Here is a 20,741-nt window from a genome sequence, read left to right as displayed (position 1 = left end):
GCTGCGCGGCCATGGCGCCCGTCTGCTCGAAGGCGGCTTCCGCACGACGCTCCGGCGAAGCCGCACCCCGGGGCGTTTCGCCGGTTTGGGGCGGAGAACCTTGGGGCACAGAACGGGATGAACTGGAGCGACGGCGCCTTCCCGGGCGTGCCGTCCCCTCATTCATGCTGTTACTCACACGTCCTCGCATCGTCGTCGGAACAGAAACGGCGGTCGGGCGTGAGGCTCCTCGCCGCCCTCGGTCTTCACGCTTGGCCGAAGAGGTCAGGTGGTCCGTTCCCGAGGATGTACGAAACCGTCAGGTGGTTCCAGGAACAACCTTGGCAGACCTCGACGACGTACACCCGGAACTCATCGTAATCATGAGCCATAGTGGCGAGCTCCGTTGCGACCTTTGCCTGTCCGGCATGCCGTCCGAGTGAATCCCCGTAGACATAGGTCACATTGGTGACGTTCTCCCTCTCGCAGACCGGGCAGAGGCGTTCGGTCGGCTCGCCGAAGTGGCGCGCCGCGCGAAGGAGGTAAGGCTGTGCGTCACACACGTCGCCGCGCGGGGTGCGCCCGGTACGCAGAGAGCGGACCACCGCCTTTTTCGCGAGGCCGTAATCCACCACCCTTCGCTGTGACCACATGAGCGCCAGACTACGGCGTTTTACCGGATCATCCCAACGCCTTGGGAAATCCACAGATTGCAGCGATATAGCGAACCGACGTATCCTCAGGATGTATCGACTCGATACATCGACGCGAGAGGGGGGCGGTTCCCATGGCCGGCGGACAGGGCAGGGTCCTGGAACTGGCCGTGCTCGGGTCGCTGCATGAAACGCCGCTACACGGCTACGAGCTGCGCAAACGGCTCAACGCCCTGCTGGGGATGTTCCGTGCGTTCTCCTACGGGTCGCTGTACCCCTGTCTGCGATCGCTTCTGGCGCAGGGCCTCATCGCGGAGGAGCAACCCGCTCCCACCACGATCGTCGGCGGCAGATCGAAGATCGTTTACAAGCTGACCGCCGAGGGGAAGGAACGCCTGCAGGAGATGTTGACGCAGGCAGGGCCCTCGGCCTGGGAGGACGAGAGCTTCGGTGTGCACTTCGCGTTCTTCCGGCACACCGAGGCCGAGGTACGGCTGCGCATACTCGAAGGCCGCCGTAGCCGGCTCGAGGAGCGGCTCGACGCCGTGCGGACGGCGCTGGCGCGCACCAGGGAGCGGCTCGACAGCTACACGCTCGAGCTGCAGCGTCATGGGCTCGAATCGGTCGAGCGCGAGGTGCGCTGGCTGAACGAGCTGATCGCAACGGAGCGTCGGGCCTCGGAAGGGCCCGAAAGAGATACCACGTCAACTGATGAGTAAGGGAGCGAGTGCGATGGGTTCGGTTCGCGTGGCCATTGTCGGTGTCGGCAACTGCGCGTCGTCGCTGGTCCAGGGCGTTCACTACTACAAGGACGCCGACCCGGACACACGGGTACCGGGCCTGATGCACGTGAAGTTCGGCGACTACCACGTCGGCGACGTCGAGGTCGTCGCGGCGTTCGACGTGGACGCCAAGAAGGTCGGCCGCGATCTGTCTGAGGCGATCGTCGCCAGCGAGAACAACACGATCAAGATCACGGATGTGCCGCCCACGGGGGTGACCGTCCAGCGAGGCCATACCTTCGACGGCCTGGGCGAGTTCTATCGGGAGATCATCGACGAGTCCGACGAGGCACCCGTCGATGTGGTCCAGGTGCTCCGTGACAACCAGGTCGACGTCCTGGTCTCATATTTGCCGGTGGGTTCGGAGGAGGCTGACCGCTTCTACGCGCAGTGCGCCTTGGACGCCAAGGTGGCGTTCGTGAACGCGCTTCCGGTCTTCATCGCATCCGACCCGGTGTGGGCGCAGAAGTTCACCGACGCCGGGGTGCCGATCGTCGGCGACGACATCAAGTCGCAGGTCGGCGCCACGATCACGCATCGCGTGCTGGCCAAGCTGTTCGAGGACCGCGGGGTGGAGCTGCTGCGCACGTACCAGCTCAACTTCGGCGGCAACATGGACTTCATGAACATGCTGGAGCGCACCCGGCTCCAGTCGAAGAAGATCTCGAAGACGCAGTCGGTCACCTCGCAGATCCCGCACGAGATGGGCAAGGCCGACGTCCACATCGGCCCGTCGGACCACGTGCCGTGGCTCGACGACCGCAAGTGGGCGTACGTGCGGCTCGAGGGCCGCTCGTTCGGCGACACGCCGCTCAACCTGGAGTACAAGCTCGAGGTGTGGGACTCGCCGAACTCGGCGGGCATCATCATCGACGCGGTCCGGGCCGCCAAGATCGCCCTGGACCGGGGCATCGGCGGGCCGATCCTGTCGGCGTCCTCGTACTTCATGAAGTCGCCGCCCAAGCAGTTCTCCGACGACGAGGCCCGGGATTACGTCGAGAAGTTCATCAGGGGCGAGGTCGAGCGCTGAGCACCTGAACCATGGCGCCGCACCCGTGCTCGGGTGCGGCGCCTTTCGCGGGCGCGCACCGATTAGAGGCGGGCTGCCGGGGGCAGGGCGGCCGGAGAGGCCGGGTGCCAGGTCAGCGGGTCGGAGCCGAGCTCCGTCAGCAGCGGCACCTGCTCCCTGCACCAGGGCGAGATCGCCAGCAGCCCGTTCTGGACGCCCTCGGCGAACTCCTTCCACGGCATCCACCGCACCTCCCCCACCTCCTCGGGGTTGGGCACGACGGGATTGTCGGCCGTGACGCGGTAGACCGGGCAGAGCTCGTGCTCCACGATGCCGTTGGCCATGACGGCGCGATACGAGAAGGTCGGCAGCAGCAGATCGGCATGCTCGACGACGAGCCCGAGCTCGTAGGCCAGCCGCCGCACGACCGCCCGGTCCGGCGCCTCCCCCGGCAGCGGGTGGCCGCAGCAGCTGTTGGTCCACACTCCCGGCCAAGTGATCTTGTGGTCCGCCCGTCTGGTGAGCAGCACGCGGCCTTCGTGATCGAAGACATAGCTGGAGAACGCCAGATGGAGGGGCGTCTCACGGCCGTGCACCGACGTCTTGGGTGCGGTGCCGAGCGCATGGCCGTCACGATCGACCAGCACAACGTGTTCCTCAGTGGTCACGCTATGAAGCGTACGTGATCATGACGACCGCTCGGAACCCATGACCCACCTGCTGCGCCAGCCTCTCGCGCATCCTAGAGGGCTACCGCTTGGCTAGGCTGGCGGCGTGTCATTTGTCGCCGATCTCCGCGTGGTCCTGCGAGGCAGGGACTTCAGGCGGCTGTTCAGCACGCGCCTGGTCTCCCAGTTCTCCGACGGGATCTTCCAGTTCGGCGTCGCCGGATTCGCCTTCTTCAGTCCCGAGAGCAAGACGACCGCCCTCCAAGTCGCCGCCGGACTGGCCGTGCTGCTGTTGCCGTACAGCGTGCTCGGGCCCTTCGTCGGCGTGTTCATCGACCGCTGGTCGCGCCGGCAGATCCTGATGATCGCGCCTCTCGTGCGCGGCGGGCTGCTGCTGGTCACCGCGGGGCTGGTCGCCGCCGACGTGCCCGACCCCGCGTTCTACGCGGCGGCGCTGAGCGTGCTCGCGGTCAACAGGTTCTTCCTGTCCGCGCTCAGCGCGTCGCTGCCGCACGTCGTGCCCCCGGAGCGACTCATGGCGGCCAACGCCGTCACGCCCACGTCGGGCACCGTGGTCACGTTCGTGGGCGTGGGCGCGGGGGTCCTGCTGCGCAAACTGTTCGGGGGCGACGACTTCGGCGTGGCACTGCTCCTGGCCACCTCTGGCGTGGTGTTCGGGCTGAGCGCGTTGGTCGCGCGGACGATGGACCGCCAGTTGCTCGGCCCCTCGTACAACCCCGACAGGCCGCAGGCGAGCCAGGCCGTGCGCAACGTGGTGGTCGGCCTCGTGGACGGCGCCAAGCACCTGGGGAGCCACCGCGTCGCCGCCGCCACCCTGGGCGCGATGGCCGCGCACCGTTTCTTCTACGGCATGGCCACCGCGCTCGGCATCATCCTCTACCGCTACTACTTCTACAACGGCGACGCCGACGCGGCGCTGGAAGGGGTCAGCCTGGTCATCGCCACCTCCGGCGTCGGCTACCTCCTGGCCGTGATCATCACCCCGTACGCGACCGAGCGCTTCACCATCGAGCGCTGGGTGCCCATGGCGCTGTCCGCGGCCGGCGTGCTGGCGGCGGCGCTGGTGCTGCCGTTCCAGGAGTGGGGGCTGCCGGTCGCCGGGTTCGTGCTGGGCGTGGCGGGGCAGAGCGTCAAGATCTGTGCCGACACCACGGTCCAGCGCGACGTGGAGGACATCTACCTGGGCCGGGCGTTCTCGATCTACGACATGCTCTTCAATGTCATGTACGTCCTCGCCGCAGCCCTGTCTGCGGCGATCCTGCCCGCGAACGGCAAGTCCTACCTGGCCGTCGCGATCATCGCGGTCGGCTACCCCGCGGCGGCGCTGGCCTACCGGGCGATCACGACGTCGTCACGCGCCCGCGTCGTCTGACCTGGCCCACTCCAGCAGCGCCTCGGTGGCCGCCTCCTTGCCGATCATGCCCTTGTCGAGCCTGAGCTCGAGCAGGAACTTGTACGCCCGCCCCACCACCGGCCCGGGCCCGATGCCGAGGACGCGCTGGATCTCGTTGCCGTCGAGCTCGGGCCGGATCTTGGCCAGCTCCTCCTCGTCGGCGAGCCTGGCGATGCGCTCCTCAAGGTGGTCGTAGGTCCGCGACAGCGCGGCCGCCTTGCGCTTGTTGCGCGTGGTGCAGTCGGCCCTGGTCAGCTTGTGCAGCCGGTCCAGCAGGTGGCCGGCGTCGCGCACGTAGCGGCGCACGGCGCTGTCGGTCCACTCCCCCGTGCCGTAGCCGTGGAAGCGCAGGTGCAGCTCGACCAGCCGCGCGACGTCGGACACCACGTCCTTGGGGAACTTCAGCTCGGCCATCCGCTTCTTCGTCAGCTGGGCGCCGACCACCTCGTGGTGGTGGAACGACACCCGCCCGCCCTGTTCGTGGCGGCGCGTCTTCGGCTTGCCGATGTCGTGCATGATCGCCGCCCAGCGCAGGATCCGGTCCGGCTTGCCGTCCTCCTCCTGCGCGATTGCCTGCTCGAGCACCGTCAGCGTGTGGTCGTAGACGTCCTTGTGCCGGTGGTGCTCGTCGATTTCCAGGCGGAGTTTGGGCAGCTCGGGCAGGACGTGCGCGGCCAGCCCCGTCTCGACCAGGAGTCGCAGCCCCTCGCGCGGGTAGGTGCCGCAGATGAGCTTGTCGAGCTCATCGCGGATGCGCTCGGCGGAGACGATCTCGATGCGCTCGGCCATCGCGGACATGGCCGCCACGGCCCGCACGTCCACGGAGAAGCCGAGCTGCGAGGCGAACCTGGCGGCCCGCAACATGCGCAGCGGATCGTCGCCGAACGACTGCTCGGGCGTGCTCGGGGTCCGCAGCCGCTTGGCGGCCAGGTCCTCAAGCCCGCCGTACGGGTCGGCGAACTCGTGCTCGGGCAGGCGTACCGCCATCGCGTTGACCGCGAAGTCGCGCCGCTCCAGGTCGGCCTCCAGCGTCTCGCCGTACATGACCTCGGGCTTGCGCGACTTGGGGTCGTACGACTCGCTCCGGTACGTCGTGATCTCGATCAGCCAGCTGCCCTTACGCAGGCCTACCGTGCCGAAGTCGATGCCGATCGTCCACACGGAGTCGGCCCAGTCTCTGACGATCTCCAGCACCCGCTCGGGGCGGGCGTCGGTGGTCAGGTCGAGGTCGTTGCCGATGCGGCCGAGCAGGAGGTCGCGCACAGGACCGCCGACGAGGGCCAGCTCATGCCCTCGCGCGACGAAGAGGCGGCCGAGCTCGTCGGCCACCGGAGCGATCTTGCGGAACAGGCCGGTCATGGCCCGCCGCTGGCTTTCGGTCAAAGTTGAGTCGGACAAACCGGGTCGGGTCCTTCGTCTTGAACTTCCGGAACATATCCCCCGAGCCACACCAGGTCCGGGTTACCTTCGGTCAAGGGACCGTCGGGGGCCATGGCACGAGGCAAGGAGGCATATATGAAGGACGCCCTCGCGATCCACCGCTGGCTCCTCGCACACCAAGTCCATCATGAGATCGTACGCCTTCCGCGTCCCATGACTTGCGCGGAAGAACTCCCGGAGACGCTCTCGCGGGCGCCGGAAAGGTGCCTGATGGTCACGGTGTTCGAAGTCGCCACCAGGATCGGCCGCGAGGCCGTCATCGCGGTCGTCTCTCCCGTGGCGGCTCCCCCGCGCCCAGGGGCCGTCGGTGGACTGCTCGGCGCGCGCCAGGTGCGACCCGCTCCGGCGCGCGTCGTCAACGCGGCGAGCGACTACGCCGACGGGCTGGTCTGCCCGCTGCTGCTGCCCGAGTCGCTGCCGATGCTCATCGACGACCGGGTGTCGATGGACACCGAGCCGGTCTTCACCGCCACCGGCGAACGGCACACAGCCCTGTCCATTCGCGCGCTCGACCTGCTGACACTCCTGCCAGGCAAGATGGTCGACCTCCGCGGCCCACGGCCGAAAGGATCACGTGAGGCGGTCGCGCGGCGGCACTGAACCCGTACGATGTCGGGCGTGCGTCGTCGTACTCCAGCTCGGACAACCGCGTGATCCGTAAGGCCACGCTGCTCGCCGTGCTGTCCGCCGCGTTGCTCGCCCCCACGGTGGTGGCGGCGACGCCGGATCCGGCTGCCGCGAAAGCGAGCAGGCTACCGTTCACCGTCACGATCTCCTCGATCTCGCCGGACGTGCCGAAGAGCATGACCGACGTGATCAAATTCACCGGGACGGTGCGCAACGACACCGGCGCGCCGCAGACCGGCCTGCGCGTGCGGCTGCGCTACACGCAGCAGAAGTTCACCGACCGCGCGTTGATGGCCGCCTACCAGACCGACCAGAACCCCGCGACGCTCCCGCAGACCCCCTCGGACTCCTCGGCCATGGACCTCCAGCCGCTCGCCCCGGGGGACCAGGCGTCCTGGGAGTTCACCGCGACGCCCATCCAGATGGGGATGCGGACGTTCGGCGTCTACCCGATCGCGGTGGACGTGTCGCAATACAGGGTCTCGCTGGCGGCGCAGCGGACCTACCTCACCTACGCGCCGTCCACGGAGCCGAAGCCGCCGCTCAACAAGCTGGCCGTCGCGCTGCCCGTCATCGACCAGCCGCACCGGGCGACCGACGACGCCGTGTTCGTGGACGACAAGCTGAGCCAGTCGATCACCGGCAAGGGCCGCCTGGCCGACCTGGCCCGCATCGCCCAGGCCGCGCCCAAGTCCGTCACGTGGCTCGTCGATCCCGCGCTGCTCGACGACGTCAACACGATGTCCGGCAAGTACACCGTCAAGACCAAGGACGGCGCACAGGAGAAACCGGCCAACGCCGAGGCCGGGCAGTGGCTGACGACCATGCGCACCGCGCTGGCCGCCTCTCCCGTGGTCGCGGTCCCGTACGCCGACCCCGACGTGGCCGCGCTGGCACACCAGGGGCTGGACGCCCTGCCCAACCGGGCCATCCAGCTGAGCCAGCAGAAGGCCAAGGCGCTGCTCAACCGCGACGTGAAGACCACCGTCAACTGGCCGCCCGCGGGCCTGCTCGACCCTGACGCGCTCGACCTGCTCTCGGTCGCCGACACCAAGGTCGACACGGTTCTGCTCAACTCCACCAACCTGCCGCCGCAGCCGCCCGTCACGTTCACGCCCGACGCCGCCGCCACGCTCGACTCGGTGAACGGGCCGGTCACCGCGCTGGTCGCGGACGCCGAGCTGAGCCGCCTGTTCGAGCCGGCCACCTCCACGTCCCTGCTGCTCAGCACGCAGCGCTTCATCGCCGAGACCGCGATGATCGCCGCAGAGCCCGGCCAGACCCGGCCCAGGTCGCTGGTGGTCGCCCCGTCCCGGCGGTGGGACCCCAACCCGACGCTCGTCAACGGCCTGCTGAAGACCGCAAACCGGCTGCCGTGGCTGGAGCTGACCACGCTCGAGTCGATCAAGCGGGGCAGGGCGTCGGTCCCGCGGGCCGGACTGACCTACACCGACCAGGTCCGCAAGGAAGAGCTGAGCGAGAAATACCTGGCGCCGGTCAAGGACGCCGCGTCGAAGGCGCAGCTGACCGCCCTGATCACGACGACGAAGACGCAGTCGAGCTTCGACGCGGCGGTGCTCAGGCTGACCTCCTCGGCCTGGCGCAACAGCACGCGCACGGGCCGATCGGTGACCAAGCTGGTGGACGCGGCCGTCACGGAGCGGATCGACCGGGTCGAGATCACCGGGGCGGGGCCCGACCGGCCCCGTACGCTGGCCGGCAGCGACGGAGTGGTGCCCATCAGCGTGAAGAACTCGCTGGGCGCCCCCATCGCGCTCTACATCGACGTCAAGTCGAACAACCCCAAACTGCTGCAGGTCAAGTTCCCGCAGGAAGAGCCGCTGACCATCGGCGCCGGCCAGAGCGGCACGGTCCAGGTGCCGATGATCGCCACCCCTGGCATCAGCGGCGACGCCACGGTGACGGTCCAGCTCAGGACCGCCGACGGCAAGGCGTACGGCAAGCCGCAGCGGCTGACCATCCGCACCACCGGCTACACCGGCATCGCCCTGGTGATCGTCGGGGCGGCGCTCACCGTGATGCTGGCCGCCGTGGTGACGCGGATCGTGCGGCGCAGGTCGGAGCGGAAGGTCGCGCGGGCCGCCAAGAACCGGGAGAGTGAGACCGTATGAGCCGCATGCTGCGGGCCAGCGCCGTCATGGCGGCGGGCACGATGGTGTCCCGGGTCACCGGGTTCGTGCGGACCATGGTGCTCGCGTACGCCATCGGCACGCAGGCGCTGGGCGACTCCTACAACGCGGCCTACGCGATCCCGTACAGCATCCTCGACCTGCTGCTCCTGGGCGTGCTCAGCAGCGTCATCGTGCCGATGATCATCCGGGCCCAGCAGCAAGACCCCGACGGCGGGCGTGCCTACGAGCAGCGGCTGCTGACGCTGGCCACGGTCGTGCTCGTGGGCGTCGCGGTGGTGGCCGTTTTCGCCGCGCCGCTGCTCATCGAGCTCTACACCGGCTGGGCCCCCGGCAACCCGAAATACGAGGTCGGGGTCACGCTGGCCCGTTTCATCCTGCCGCAGCTGGCCTTCTTCGGCGTGGGCGCGGTGGCGGGCGCCATACTCAACACACGCGACCGCTACGGCGCTCCCATGTGGGCGCCGGTGGTCAACAACCTCGTGGTCATCTGCGTGTTCGTGCTCTACGCCGTGGTGAGCTCGGCGGGCGACGACATCGAGCGGATCAGCGACGGCGAGATGGCGCTGCTCGGCCTGGGCACCACGGCCGGCATCGTGGCCCAGGCCGCCATTCTGATCGTCGCGCTCAAGCGGGTCGGGTTCTCGTTCGTGCCCCGCTTCGACCTGCGCAACGCCCGGCTGGGCGAGATGGCCAAGGCCGGTGTCTGGACGATCGGCTACGTGATCGTCACCCAGCTCGGCTTCCTGTTGACCACCAACCTGTCCGCCAGGGCGGGCGACGTGGTGGCGGGGCACGGCATCAGCCCGTACACGTTGGCGTTCCAGCTTTTCCAGCTGCCGTACGGCGTCATCGGCGTCTCGGTGATCACGGCCATGCTGCCGCGGATGAGCCGGGCCGTCGGGGAGGGCCGGTTCGCCGACGTACGCGGTGAGTTCGGGTCAAGCGTGCGGCTCATCTGCTCGCTCATGGTGCCGGTGTCGCTGCTGCTCATGGTGCTCGGCCCGGCGATCACCGTGCCCATTTACGGTCACGGGGCCAACAGCGTCTCCGACGCCGTCTACATCGGCAACGTGCTGCAGGTCTACGGGCTGGCGCTGGTGCCGTTCGCGGTGTTCCAGCTGCTGCTGCGGGTTTTCTACAGTTTCGGCGACACCCGGACGCCGGTCTTCGTCGGCGCGGGCACGACCGCGGTCAACGCAGGGCTGATGGTCCTGTTCTACGCGCTGCTGCCGCCTCGTTACGCGGTGATGGGGCTGGCGCTCGCGTACGCCATCGCGTACGGGCTCGGCGCGGTCACGGCCTGGTGGCTGGCCAGCCGCCGGGTCCGAGGGCTCGGCGGGTGGACCATCGGCATGGCCCTGACCAGGATGTACCTCGCGTCGCTGCCCACGGCCGTGCTGGCACTGGCCTCGGTGTGGGCGGTCACGCAGGTGTTCGGCGGGCTCGATTTCGTCAACTCGCTGATTGTTCTGGCCATCGGCGGGGGCCTTGGCCTGCTGATGTACCTCGGTGTGGCTCACAGAATGCGCATACCGGAGGTCAACTCGATCGTTGGGATGGTCGCGAGACGGGTAGGTCGGTAAAGAAACTCGGCACTACGATGGAGTCCCGACACGCGCGAATGGAAGCAGGAGGGGCGTGGGCGGATCCACCCGGCATAACGTGCCTTCGTGGGACACCACGCAGGTGAGTCGAGTCATGAACACGCCCGATCGGCCAAGCGGAGTGAGCCTGTGAGCACGTCGGCCGTCGAACCCGGCACCCGTCTTGCCGAGCGTTTCCGGCTCGAGGACCGCGTCAGCGAGTCCGACGGCGCGACACTGTGGAAGGCCATCGACGAGATCCTGGCCCGCCCGGTGGCCGTGCACACCTTCGAGCCGGACTTTCCGCGCGTCCACGAGGTGGTCACGGCCGCCCGCGCCGCGAGCAGGCTCACCGACCCGCGCCTGACCCAGGTGTTCGACGCCGCCGAGGACGACAAGACGGCCTACGTCGTCAGCGAGTGGGTCACCGGCGAGACGCTGACCGACCTGCTCGCCTCCGGCCCGCTGGAGCCCGAGCGCGCGGCCGGGCTGGTGGCCGAGGCCGCCGAGGCGCTCAGGCACGCCCATGAGTCGCAGCTCTACCACCTCTGCCTGCGTCCCGCCCACCTGGTGTGGACGACCGGAAACACGGTCAAGGTGCTCGGCGTCGCCGTCGACGCGGCGATGTACGGCCTGACCACCGACCAGCCGGCGCTCGATGACGCCGAAGGGCTGGGCCGGCTGCTCTACGCCGGGCTGACCGGTCACTGGCCCGGCGATGAGGAGGAGGGCGGGCTGCCCGCCGCCCCCATGACCGACGGCCAGTTCTGCACGCCCCGCCAGGTCACCGCCGGGGTGCCCGGCTACCTCGACACGGTGACGGTGCGGGCGTGCCTGCCCGAGTCGCGCCGGGGCCAGGGCCCGTTGACGACTCCGTCCGAGGTCGCCGAGGCGCTGGCCGACGTTGCCAGGCCCATGCCGATCCCGATCTCCTATCCGTCGACGCCCGCGGTGGCCTCCGCCTCGCACACCGAGGGCCTGGACATCGCCCACCGCCAGCAGCGCACCGCCCCTCCGCCGCCGCCCCCGCCGCGGCGGCCGCCCAGTGGCGGCAGCACACTCAACAGGGTGCTGATGACGCTGGTGGTGCTGCTCGTCATCGCCGCGGTCGGCGTCGGCGCCTGGACGATCGGCCGCAGCCTGGGCAGCCCTACCGAGCCCGAGGCCAAGAGCACCAGTCCCAGCGCCTCGACCTCGGCGTCGGCGCCCGTCCAGGCCGTCGAACCGGAGAAGGCCCAGGGTTTCGACCCGCTCGGCGACCAGGACGAGAAGTCGGAGATGGCCGCGCTGGCCATCGACGGCAAAACGAGCACCCTGTGGAAGACCGAGGCCTACACCAGCGCCGAGCTGGGCAACCTCAAGAAAGGGGTTGGCCTGCTGCTCGACATGGGCAAGTCCGTGCAGGTCAGCGACGTGGCCGCTACGCTGTCGGATGCGCCAGGCGCGGCCGTCGAGCTCAAGGTGGGCGACTCGCCCGATCTGGACTCGCTGAAGACGGTGGCGACCGAGAAGAACGCGGCGGGCAAGACCACGCTGACCCCTGATCAACCGGCGAGCGGTCAGTACGTTTTGATCTGGTTTACGCGTGTTCCGGCGGATGCGGGCAAGTTTCATGGCACCATCTATGAAGTAGTGGTGCACTCTCCCGGATCGGCATAATCAGGAATCTCTCTTGTGAACTCCCCACCCGAGACACCCTCAGCAGCGGAGCGGCCGGCGGTCACAGACGCCGAGCTGCTGACCGCGCACATCAATGGGGATCCTCACGCCTTCAGTGAAATCGTCAAGAGGCACCGCGACCGCATGTGGGCGGTCGCCCTGCGTACGCTCGGTGACCCTGACGAGGCCGCCGACGCCGTGCAGGACGCCTTCGTCTCCGCATACCGCAAAGCCGCCACGTTTCGCGGCGAGGCGGCCGTCACGACGTGGCTCCACCGCATCGTGGTCAACGCCTGCCTCGACAGGATGCGCCGTAAATCGGTCAGGCCGGTGGCCGACGACGAGCTCATCGAGGCCGCCGAGCGTGAGACCCCATTGCCTGACCAGACCGTCGAGCGTGAGGTCTCGATGGAGGTTTCGGCCGCTCTGAAACTCCTACCCGCCGACCAGCGTGCGGCGCTGGTCCTCGTCGACATGATGGGATATTCGGTCGAAGACGCAGCTCAGGTGCTCGACGTGCCCAGCGGCACCGTGAAGAGCCGGTGCGCTCGGGGCCGCGCGAAACTTGCCCCAATTCTTTCGCATCTGCGGAACCGAACGGACCTCAATCGCGTCTCATCCGCGAAGGGAGCAGAACTTCGTGACGGGTGATACGCACTACCATCTGGAAACCCTGGCCGAGCTGGCCGAGGGTCTCCTGGACGTCGCCACGGCGCGCCAGGTCCGCGAGCATCTCGCGGTCTGCGACCCCTGCGGGGAGCAACTGGCCGATCTGGCGGCGGTTCGCGAGGTGCTCGCGGCGACTCCGACACCGGCCATGCCGATGGGTGTCGCACTGCGCATCGACAAGGCCCTGGCGGCCGAGGCGGGGTCTCGGCGCGGAGGTGTCGGCCTCGTGGAAACACCGGACTGGGATGAGCTCATGCGGGACGCCCCGTGGGAGCGGCCCATCGAGGTGCCTGAGCCCGCGCATGCGAGGGCCGCGTCCGAGGACGCCGTCCCCGAGCCCGTGCGCCTCGGAGTGGTCTCCGATGACGGCACCATCGTCCCGGCCAGGCACAGGTCCGCTAGACGGCGCCGATGGGCGTTGCCCGCGGTCGCGGCCGCGGCGGCCGCCGCCGTGGTGGGCACGGCCGTGCTCTCGACGAATCTCCTCGCCTCCGGCGGAAGCGGCACCAGCGTCGCACCGCCTCTGGCGTTGCCGTCCGTCGAGCCGTCCAAGACCTACCCGAAGGCCAGGGCGTACGCGCTGACCGACAGCGGCCACAACTACAGCCCCAACGAGCTGCGGCAGCCGCTGGAGGGGTTCTTCGGCTTCGCCCAGGCGCTGGTGGGCGGCGACAACTCCAGCGCCGACCAGGCCGACAAGTGCATCAGCAAGGTCGCTGCCCGGAGCAAGCTCGACGTCTTCGCGGCCGACCAGGGACAGTACAACGGCCAGGAGGCGCTCATCGTCGCCTCCTGGAAGAACAAGCCGGCCAAGAAGATCCGCATCGATATCGTGGACCCCTTCAACTGCAAGAACCTGCGCAAGCCCACCTTGGGCAGCTGGTAGGCAAAGCCCACGTCAGAGCCCGCTTCGGCGGGCTCTTTCGTTTTGCGCGGACCCAGATGCCTTGCGCGGCGCAGATAAGGCGGCGGGGTGGGTAGGGCCGGGAATCACAGCGGCCTAGGATCTGTTGACGCCGGTGCAACAGCAGACGAGGAAGGCGTAGAGCGTTGAGCGACGTTCGTAACGTGATCATTATTGGATCCGGCCCAGCTGGCTATACCGCGGCCGTCTACTCCGCGCGCGCCGAGCTCAAGCCACTGATCTTCGAGGGCTCCGTGACCGCGGGCGGTGCTCTCATGAACACCACCGACGTGGAGAACTTCCCCGGGTTCCCCGACGGCATCATGGGGCCCGACCTCATGGACAACCTGCGCAAACAGGCCGAGCGGTTCGGAGCCGAGCTGCTCGCCGACGACGTCGTCGAGGTGGACCTGGAGGCGAACCCCAAGGTCGTCAAGACGCACAGCGACACTTACTACGCCAAGTCCGTCATTCTGGCCATGGGCTCCGGTTACCGCGAGCTCGGCCTGAAGAACGAGAAGCGCCTGTCCGGCCACGGCGTGTCGTGGTGTGCGACCTGCGACGGCTTCTTCTTCCGCAACAAGGACATCGTGGTCGTCGGCGGTGGCGACACCGCGATGGAGGAGGCCACGTTCCTGACCCGGTTCGGGCGCATGGTCACGGTGGTCCACCGTCGCGACTCGCTGCGGGCCAGCAAGATCATGCAGGAGCGGGCGTTCGCGAACGAGAAGATCCGTTTCGTCTGGGACTCCGAGGTCGTCGACGTGCTGGGCGACACCAAGGTCGAGGCCGTGAAGGTGCGCAACGTCAAGACCGGCGAGGAGTGCGAGCTGGCCACCGACGCGCTGTTCCTGGCCATCGGCCACGATCCGCGTACCGAGCTGGTCAAGGGGCAGATCGACCTCGACGAGGACGGATACGTCAAGGTGGCCGCCCCCACCACGGCGACCAACATCGACGGCGTCTTCGCCGCGGGTGACGTCGTCGACCACATCTACCGCCAGGCCATCACCGCGGCCGGCACCGGCTGCGCGGCCTCGCTCGACTCCGAGCGCTGGCTTGCCAACAACGAGAAGTAAGGAGCGCACCGTGAAGGCTGTCACCGACGCCACTTTCGACGCCGACGTCCTCAAGAGCGACAAGCCCGTGCTGGTCGATTTCTGGGCCGAGTGGTGCGGCCCGTGCCGTCAGGTCGCGCCCATCCTGCAGGAGATCGCCAACGAGTACGGCGACAAGCTTGAGATCGTCAAGCTCAACATCGACGAGAACCCCGAGGTTCCTCGTGAGTACGGCGTGCTCCAGATCCCCACGCTGAACGTCTACAAGGGTGGAGAGGTCGTGAAGCAGATCATCGGCGCCAAGCCGAAGGCCATGCTGCTGCGCGAGCTCGAGGGCATCATTTAGTTCGCCTCTTGCGGCGCGCTATCTAGTTCGCCGCTTGCGGTGCGCTTCGCCCGGCAGAGCCCCCCGTGATTCTCGCGGGGGGCTTCCGCATGCGGGAAACCTTGCCGGGTCCTTCTTCGCCAGGAGGGCTTCCACGGACGGACCTCAGGAGGTTCAGGGAGCCCTGAGTCGCTCTGAGCCGCTCTCATTCGCTCTCAGACGGGACGTAGGGCCCGTTCCGGGCTCATGGATCCCAGGAGCCGCTCCAACGCCACCTCGACGTCCTCACGCCACGAGACGGCGGTCTTGAGTTCCAGCCGTAGCCTCGGGAATCGCAAATGCGGACGAACCGTCTTAAACCCCACAGAAAGCAAGTAGTCCGCAGGAACTACGCAACGCGGCTCTTCCCACTTGAGGTCGCCAAAAGCTTCAATGGCCTTCACACCGCGCCGCGTCAGGTCTTTGGCCACACCCTGGATCAGCATTCGCCCCAGCCCGCCACCCGAGAACTCCGGAATGATGTGGGCCGTCATCAGCAACACGGCGTCGGCGCTGACCGGCGAGGTGGGGAAGGCCACCGAACGCGGGCTGTAAAGCGGCGGGCTGTAGAGCACGAACCCGGCCGGCACGCCGTCCACATAGACGATTTTCCCGCAGCTCCCCCATTCCAGCAGCGTGGCGGAGATCCAGGCCTCCTTCTCCAGCCCAGGGTCGCCCGACTCCACCGCGCGCTCCCCGCTGACGGGATCGAGCTCCCAGAACACGCACCGCCGGCAGCGGCGCGGCAGATCTTCAAGATTGTCCAGGGTTATGTTGACCAGTCGGCGCGACAACTACCGCCCCTATCGTTGACCCGGAAAAGCGCGCGAAAACCGCGTCCACAGGTGGCATGGTAGCTCAGTGAAGAAGACGTCAGCGGACACCACGACGGTCGAGCCCGGTCACGTGCGACATGTCCGTCTGGCGTAATCTGGTATTTCCGCCCGATATGAACCTAGGAGGTGGGCCGTGACAGGAGAGCTGGATCACGGTCAGACACCCGCGACCCAAGGGTCGCGCATCGACGCCTACGTCGATCGGTACGCCGCGCGAGCTGCCGGGATGGTCGCCTCCGAGATTCGAGCTCTTTTCGCCGTCGCGTCGAGGCCCGAGGTGGTCTCGCTCGCGGGCGGCATGCCGTACGTCACGGCCCTTCCCCTCGACATGGTCGGCGAGCTGGTCTCCGACCTCGTCACCAAGCGTGGCCCCGTCGCGCTGCAGTACGGTTCCGGCCAGGGTGACCCGCACCTGCGCGAGCAGATCTGCGAAGTCATGCGGCTGGAGGGAATCTACGCCGGGGCGGACGACGTGGTCGTCACCGTCGGTTCGCAGCAGGCGCTCGACCTGATCACCCGCATCTTCATCGACCCGGGCGACGTGGTGCTCGCCGAGGGTCCCTCGTACGTGGGGGCTCTGGGTACATTCGCCGCCTACCAGGCCAAAGTGGTCCACATCGCCATGGACGATCAGGGCATCGTGCCCGAATCGCTGGCCCAGACCATCTACGCGCTGGAGACGGCCGGAGCGCCCATCAAGTTCCTCTACACGATCCCGACCTTCCAGAACCCCGCCGGCGTCACGCTGAACATCGCCCGCCGGCAACAGGTGCTCGACATCTGCCAGCGAGCCGGAGTCCTGGTCATCGAGGACAACCCGTACGGGCTGCTCGGCTTCGACGGGGAGCCCATGCGCGCCCTCCGGGCCGACAATCCCGACGGTGTGGTCTATCTGGGGTCGTTCTCCAAGACGCTCGCTCCCGGTTTCCGCGTCGGCTGGGCGCTGGCCCCGCACGCCATCCGCGACAAGCTCGTGCTCGCCATGGAATCGGCCGTGCTGTCGCACTCCTCGTTCACACAGCTGGCCGTGGGCCAATACCTGGCCACGCAGCCGTGGCAGGAGCAGATCAAGACGTTCAAGGAGCTCTACCGCGAACGCCGCGACGCGCTCGTGGACGCCCTCGACGCCCTGATGCCGCCCGAGGTCACGTGGACCCGCCCAGGTGGAGGCTTCTTCGTCTGGGCGACCCTTCCTGAGGGACTCGACTCGAAGGCCATCCTGCCGCGAGCGGTGGCCGAACGGGTGGCGTTCGTACCGGGGACCGGGTTCTTCTCCGACGGCAGCGGTGCTCGTCACATGCGCCTGTCCTACTGCTTCCCCGAGCCGGATCGCATCCGGGAGGGGGTGCGGCGGCTCGCCGGGGTGATCGACCAGGAGATGCAGCTGCGGGACACCTTCGGCACGAGCTCGGTACGCGAGCACAACGGCGTGGACACCCCTGGACCGGACCTGGCTTAGCGGCCTCAGCCCGCAGGCCGGCGTCGCCTTGCGGGGTGGCCCGGGTTACTTCGGTCGCCCGGCTCCCCTGGGTGACGCCGGCCCATGCCCGTCACCGGGCACCCCACCGCCTTGCGTCCTGTGCACCTGCTGGCGCTTGCACACTGCAACGATCCGTCCGGCAACCACCGCCACCGTGCAAGCGCCGTCACCATGTGCGCCGCGACCATGGCCGCCGTCTCTGCCGCCACGTAATGCCCCAGCACCACAACGCGCTCGCCATCACGATCCAGGCGCCGTCGTCGTCTGGGGTCGCTTCCGCCGTGGAAGGACGGCGAGTCGTACATGGCCGATGCCATCCCCGTGGCATCGTCCGGAGGAGTCAGTCGATCTCGCCGGGAAGGTTGTCTGGAAGGTAGGAATGGCTACGTGAACGCGATGGCGGCGCCCTCGCCCGGGCAGAATCGCGGGAGAAAGCACCTCACGTACACCATTCACCCCCGACGCCGGTACGGTTGGACAGCGTGCGATCAGCGGAGGAGATGTGATGAGCGATCTGGGCCACGTGCTGGTGCTGGCCGGAGGCCTCTCCTATGAGCGGGAGGTGTCTCTGCGCTCGGGTCGCCGAGTCACCGAGGTGCTGCGCGCGGCGGGCATCGACGTGGAGACTCGGGACACCGATGCCTCCCTCGTGCCCTCCATCCTCGCCGACCCGCCGGACGCGGTGTTCGTGACCCTGCACGGCGGCGCGGGCGAGGACGGCGCCATCCGCTCCGTCCTGGAGCTCCTCAACGTGCCGTACGTCGGTGCCGACCCCGACGCCTGCCGGGTGGCCTTCGACAAGCCCACCGCCAAGGCGGTCGTCCGCTCCGTCGGCCTGTGTACACCGGAGTCGGTCACCCTGCCGAAGGAAACGTTCCACGACCTCGGCGCCACGGTGGTGCTGGGCCGCATCGTGGAGCGGCTCGGCCTGCCCCTGTTCGTGAAGCCGGCCCGGGGCGGCTCCGCATTGGGCGCGTCGATCGTACGCACGGCGGAGGAGCTTCCCGCCGCCATGGTCGGCTGCTTCGCCTACGGCGACACCGCGCTGATCGAGCGTTACGTCGAAGGCGTAGAGGTGGCGGTCTCGGTGGTGGATCTCGGCAACGGCCCGGTGGCACTGCCGGCCGTGGAGATCGTTCCCGACGAGGGTGTGTACGACTACGCGGCCCGTTACACGGCCGGGCACACCGAGTTCTTCGCCCCGGCCCGCCTGCCCGCCCCGGCGGCTGCGGCGTGCGCCGAAACCGCGGTGACCGCACACACCGCTCTCGGCCTGCGCGACATCTCGCGTACAGATTTGATCGTCGACGCCGAGGGTGTCCCCCATTTCCTTGAGGTCAACGTGGCCCCCGGAATGACGGAGACCTCGCTCCTGCCCATGGCCGCCGAAGCAGCCGGCCAGGATCTGGGCGACCTCTGCCGCACCCTCCTCCAGAACGCCGCCGCCCGCCCCCGCACCTGACCATCACGCTTCGGGATACCGCCCTTCCCGCTCGCCCGCCGGCGCCATCACACTCGCGCGTCCACCGCTGCCACGACAGAACCTGTCGCCCATGGGAGACAGGCCGCCGCTGCGGATTTCGGTGGCGGTCGTCTGCCGTCGCAGAGCCCTCGCAGCGGGCTCCACGATCCCTGCGCCCCCGTGGCGACTCCACATCCAGCAACCCGACGCCCACTCCGGGCGGGCGAGTGGTCATGGTGAGCCGCTTCCCATCCGGCGGCACTGTCTCCGGCTCCTCGACAAGGAGTCGCCGGAGACAGTGCCACTAGACGAGGACCTAGCCCGGGGCGCGACGGCGTCGGGCACCCGGAACGCGACACGGAAACCCCTCCCGATCAAGAAGCCATATCCAGCCCACCCGACGGGACCCGGATGCCTGCCGAAGCGGTGGTCGTAGCCTTACGGTGTGCTGATCGATTCGACGACGTACCCCAAGAGTTTCGCCAGCGACAACCACGCTGGCGTGCATCCGACCATCCTCGAAGCCATAGTGGCGGCGAACCATGGAGACGCGCCCGCCTACGGAGACGACAGCTGGACCGCAGCCTTCGAGGACAAGATCAAGGAGGTGTTCGGTGCGGGCGCGGAGGGCTTCGCGGTGCTCAACGGAGCGGGCGCGAACATGGTCGGCCTAGCGCTCATGCTCGGCCGCTACGACGCCATCATCTGCGCCAACAGCGCCCACATCGCCACCCATGAAGCCGGAGCAGCCGAGCGCCTGCTCGGCGTGAAGCTGATGATGGTCTCTACCGAGCACGGCAAGCTCCGTCCGGCCGACATCGAGGCCCGCCTGGACGGCCTCGGCAACCCGCACGAATCGCAGCCGACGGTCGTCTCCATCTCGCAGGCCACGGAACTCGGCACGTGCTACTCCCCCGACGAGATCGCCGCCCTTGCGGAGTCGGCGCACGCGGCGGGTCTGCGCCTCCACATGGACGGCGCCAGACTGGCCAACGCCGCCGCCTACTTCGGCTGCGGCTTGAAGGCAATCACGACGGACGCCGGGGTCGACGTGTTCAGCTTCGGCGGCACCAAGAACGGCGCCCTCGCCGCGGAGGCCGTGGTGGTCCTCGATCCTTCTCTGACCGACGCCGTTCCCTTCCTCCGGCGACAGTCCCTTCAGCTCGCGTCGAAGATGCGCTTCATCTCGGCGCAGCTTTCCGCCCTCCTCATGGACGACCTGTGGCGCCGCAACGCGGCACACGCCAACCAGATGGCGGTGCGCCTGGCGGATGGCATCACGGACGTCCCCGGCATCTCCCTGACCCAGCCGGTCCAGTCCAACGCCGTCTTCGCCACCCTCCCACCGATCGTCGCGGAGACCCTCCGACGCCGCTACCTGTTCCACCACTGGGACGAGGCGGCAGGCATTGTCCGTTGGATGACCGCCTTCGACACGACACCTGAACACGTAGACGACTTCCTCGACGACATCCGCAAGGCCGCTGCCACCGCGTAGACCCACGCGCGCCTCCTCCGGTTTCACGTGAAACACATCGCATCGCGTAACAGCCTTCACCCGCCCACCAAGCCACCTCGCCCTTCATGAGAGCGTGCTCACCGCTCTCATGTTTCACGTGAAACCGTGAGGTCTCGTCGAGGCGCAGTCCCACACGACACAGACCCGGGCGCGGGCACGTAGACCGGCCGCTCGTTTCACGTGAAACATCAGCTGGCCAAGCAGCCACCGCGGTCCGCAGTCCAGCCCGATGGGCCCGGCAGCCCCGCGGGCACACGAGCACCGGCACAGCGGCACAGCGGCACAGCGGCACAGCGGCGATAGGACGCCTGACGAACGCGGCGCCACACGTCGCCTGGCAGCGTGGCGGGCCGGTCATGGCGGGCCGGTCGTGGCGGGCCGGTCGTGGCGGGCCGGTCGTGGCGGGCCGGTCGTGGCGGGCCGGTCGTGGCGGGCCGGTCGTGGCGGGCCGGTCGTGGCGGGCCGGGCGTGGCGGGCCGGGC

General features: G+C 68.4%; 18 protein-coding genes. 14 read left to right on the top strand and 4 right to left on the bottom strand.

Translation table 11 applies throughout. The features are described from left to right. Positions 1–245: 245 nt before the first annotated feature. Positions 246–632 (bottom strand): DUF5318 family protein, encoded by a 387-nt coding sequence (locus tag EJK15_RS01695; protein WP_138708559.1) that lies wholly within the window; start codon positions 630–632, stop codon positions 246–248. Between the two features lie 134 nt (positions 633–766). On the opposite strand from EJK15_RS01695, the gene EJK15_RS01690 reads away from it, so the two are divergent. Beyond that, positions 767–1,351 (top strand): PadR family transcriptional regulator, encoded by a 585-nt coding sequence (locus EJK15_RS01690; RefSeq protein WP_138708558.1) that lies wholly within the window; start codon positions 767–769, stop codon positions 1,349–1,351. A gap of 13 nt (positions 1,352–1,364) precedes the next feature. Beyond that, positions 1,365–2,444 carry an inositol-3-phosphate synthase gene (locus EJK15_RS01685; RefSeq protein ID WP_138708557.1) on the top strand — a complete coding sequence of 360 codons (1,080 nt, stop codon included), beginning with the start codon at positions 1,365–1,367 and terminating at the stop codon, positions 2,442–2,444. Between the two features lie 62 nt (positions 2,445–2,506). On the opposite strand, the gene idi is transcribed toward EJK15_RS01685, so the two are convergent. Next, positions 2,507–3,091, bottom strand: coding sequence for an isopentenyl-diphosphate Delta-isomerase (gene idi, locus EJK15_RS01680; RefSeq protein ID WP_138708556.1), 585 nt, complete (start codon positions 3,089–3,091; stop codon positions 2,507–2,509). 106 nt (positions 3,092–3,197) lie between these two features. On the opposite strand from idi, the gene EJK15_RS01675 reads away from it, so the two are divergent. Continuing rightward, positions 3,198–4,484 carry an MFS transporter gene (locus tag EJK15_RS01675; protein ID WP_138708555.1) on the top strand — a complete coding sequence of 429 codons (1,287 nt, stop codon included), beginning with the start codon at positions 3,198–3,200 and terminating at the stop codon, positions 4,482–4,484. Here the strand turns inward: EJK15_RS01675 and EJK15_RS01670 are convergent. Next, a complete protein-coding gene (locus tag EJK15_RS01670; protein WP_138708672.1) occupies positions 4,464–5,864 on the bottom strand; it encodes a CCA tRNA nucleotidyltransferase in 1,401 nt (466 codons plus the stop codon). The genes EJK15_RS01675 and EJK15_RS01670 overlap by 21 nt on opposite strands. A gap of 132 nt (positions 5,865–5,996) precedes the next feature. Here EJK15_RS01670 and EJK15_RS01665 point away from each other — a divergent pair, with 132 nt between their 5' ends. The 8 genes from EJK15_RS01665 to trxA all read left to right on the top strand — a co-directional run bounded on the left by EJK15_RS01665 (position 5,997) and on the right by trxA (position 14,944). Further along, positions 5,997–6,545, top strand: a complete 549-nt coding sequence (locus tag EJK15_RS01665) for an aminoacyl-tRNA deacylase (RefSeq protein WP_338089838.1) — start codon at positions 5,997–5,999, stop codon at positions 6,543–6,545. A 50-nt stretch (positions 6,546–6,595) separates the two neighbouring features. Then, a complete protein-coding gene (locus EJK15_RS01660; RefSeq protein WP_138708553.1) occupies positions 6,596–8,704 on the top strand; it encodes a DUF6049 family protein in 2,109 nt (702 codons plus the stop codon). Further along, complete coding sequence (murJ, locus tag EJK15_RS01655; RefSeq protein ID WP_240776703.1) at positions 8,701–10,308, top strand: murein biosynthesis integral membrane protein MurJ; 1,608 nt, start codon at positions 8,701–8,703, stop codon at positions 10,306–10,308. The genes EJK15_RS01660 and murJ overlap by 4 nt, the downstream gene beginning before the upstream one ends. 150 nt (positions 10,309–10,458) lie before the next feature. Continuing rightward, positions 10,459–11,967 (top strand): protein kinase family protein, encoded by a 1,509-nt coding sequence (locus tag EJK15_RS01650; RefSeq protein WP_138708552.1) that lies wholly within the window; start codon positions 10,459–10,461, stop codon positions 11,965–11,967. Positions 11,968–11,982: 15 nt separating this feature from the next. Next, positions 11,983–12,618 (top strand): RNA polymerase sigma factor SigM, encoded by a 636-nt coding sequence (gene sigM / locus EJK15_RS01645; protein ID WP_138708551.1) that lies wholly within the window; start codon positions 11,983–11,985, stop codon positions 12,616–12,618. After that, the gene (locus EJK15_RS01640; RefSeq protein ID WP_138708550.1) at positions 12,608–13,522 is read left to right on the top strand and encodes an anti-sigma factor family protein; all 915 of its coding nucleotides are present in this window, start codon (positions 12,608–12,610) and stop codon (positions 13,520–13,522) included. The genes sigM and EJK15_RS01640 overlap by 11 nt, the downstream gene beginning before the upstream one ends. A 164-nt stretch (positions 13,523–13,686) precedes the next feature. After that, complete coding sequence (gene trxB / locus EJK15_RS01635) at positions 13,687–14,619, top strand: thioredoxin-disulfide reductase (RefSeq protein ID WP_138708549.1); 933 nt, start codon at positions 13,687–13,689, stop codon at positions 14,617–14,619. A 10-nt stretch (positions 14,620–14,629) separates the two neighbouring features. Then, on the top strand, positions 14,630–14,944 hold the full coding sequence (gene trxA, locus EJK15_RS01630) for a thioredoxin (RefSeq protein ID WP_138708548.1): 315 nt from the start codon (positions 14,630–14,632) through the stop codon (positions 14,942–14,944). 194 nt (positions 14,945–15,138) lie between these two features. Here trxA and EJK15_RS01625 read toward each other — a convergent pair whose 3' ends face one another. Continuing rightward, a complete protein-coding gene (locus EJK15_RS01625; protein ID WP_138708547.1) occupies positions 15,139–15,756 on the bottom strand; it encodes a GNAT family N-acetyltransferase in 618 nt (205 codons plus the stop codon). A gap of 175 nt (positions 15,757–15,931) precedes the next feature. Here EJK15_RS01625 and EJK15_RS01620 point away from each other — a divergent pair, with 175 nt between their 5' ends. The 3 genes from EJK15_RS01620 to EJK15_RS01610 all read left to right on the top strand — a co-directional run bounded on the left by EJK15_RS01620 (position 15,932) and on the right by EJK15_RS01610 (position 20,238). Then, the gene (locus EJK15_RS01620) at positions 15,932–17,257 is read left to right on the top strand and encodes an aminotransferase-like domain-containing protein (RefSeq protein WP_171074045.1); all 1,326 of its coding nucleotides are present in this window, start codon (positions 15,932–15,934) and stop codon (positions 17,255–17,257) included. Positions 17,258–17,783: 526 nt separating this feature from the next. Next, positions 17,784–18,740, top strand: a complete 957-nt coding sequence (locus EJK15_RS01615) for a D-alanine--D-alanine ligase family protein (protein WP_138708546.1) — start codon at positions 17,784–17,786, stop codon at positions 18,738–18,740. 445 nt (positions 18,741–19,185) lie between these two features. Beyond that, positions 19,186–20,238, top strand: a complete 1,053-nt coding sequence (locus EJK15_RS01610) for a threonine aldolase family protein (protein WP_138708545.1) — start codon at positions 19,186–19,188, stop codon at positions 20,236–20,238. The last annotated feature ends 503 nt before the right edge of the window (positions 20,239–20,741 follow it).

Origin of the sequence: Nonomuraea basaltis, assembly GCF_005893125.1 — a bacterium.
Lineage (GTDB): Bacteria > Actinomycetota > Actinomycetes > Streptosporangiales > Streptosporangiaceae > Nonomuraea > Nonomuraea basaltis.
Note: the sequence above shows the minus strand (reverse complement) of the source record. Positions and strands in the feature narration are given on the sequence as shown.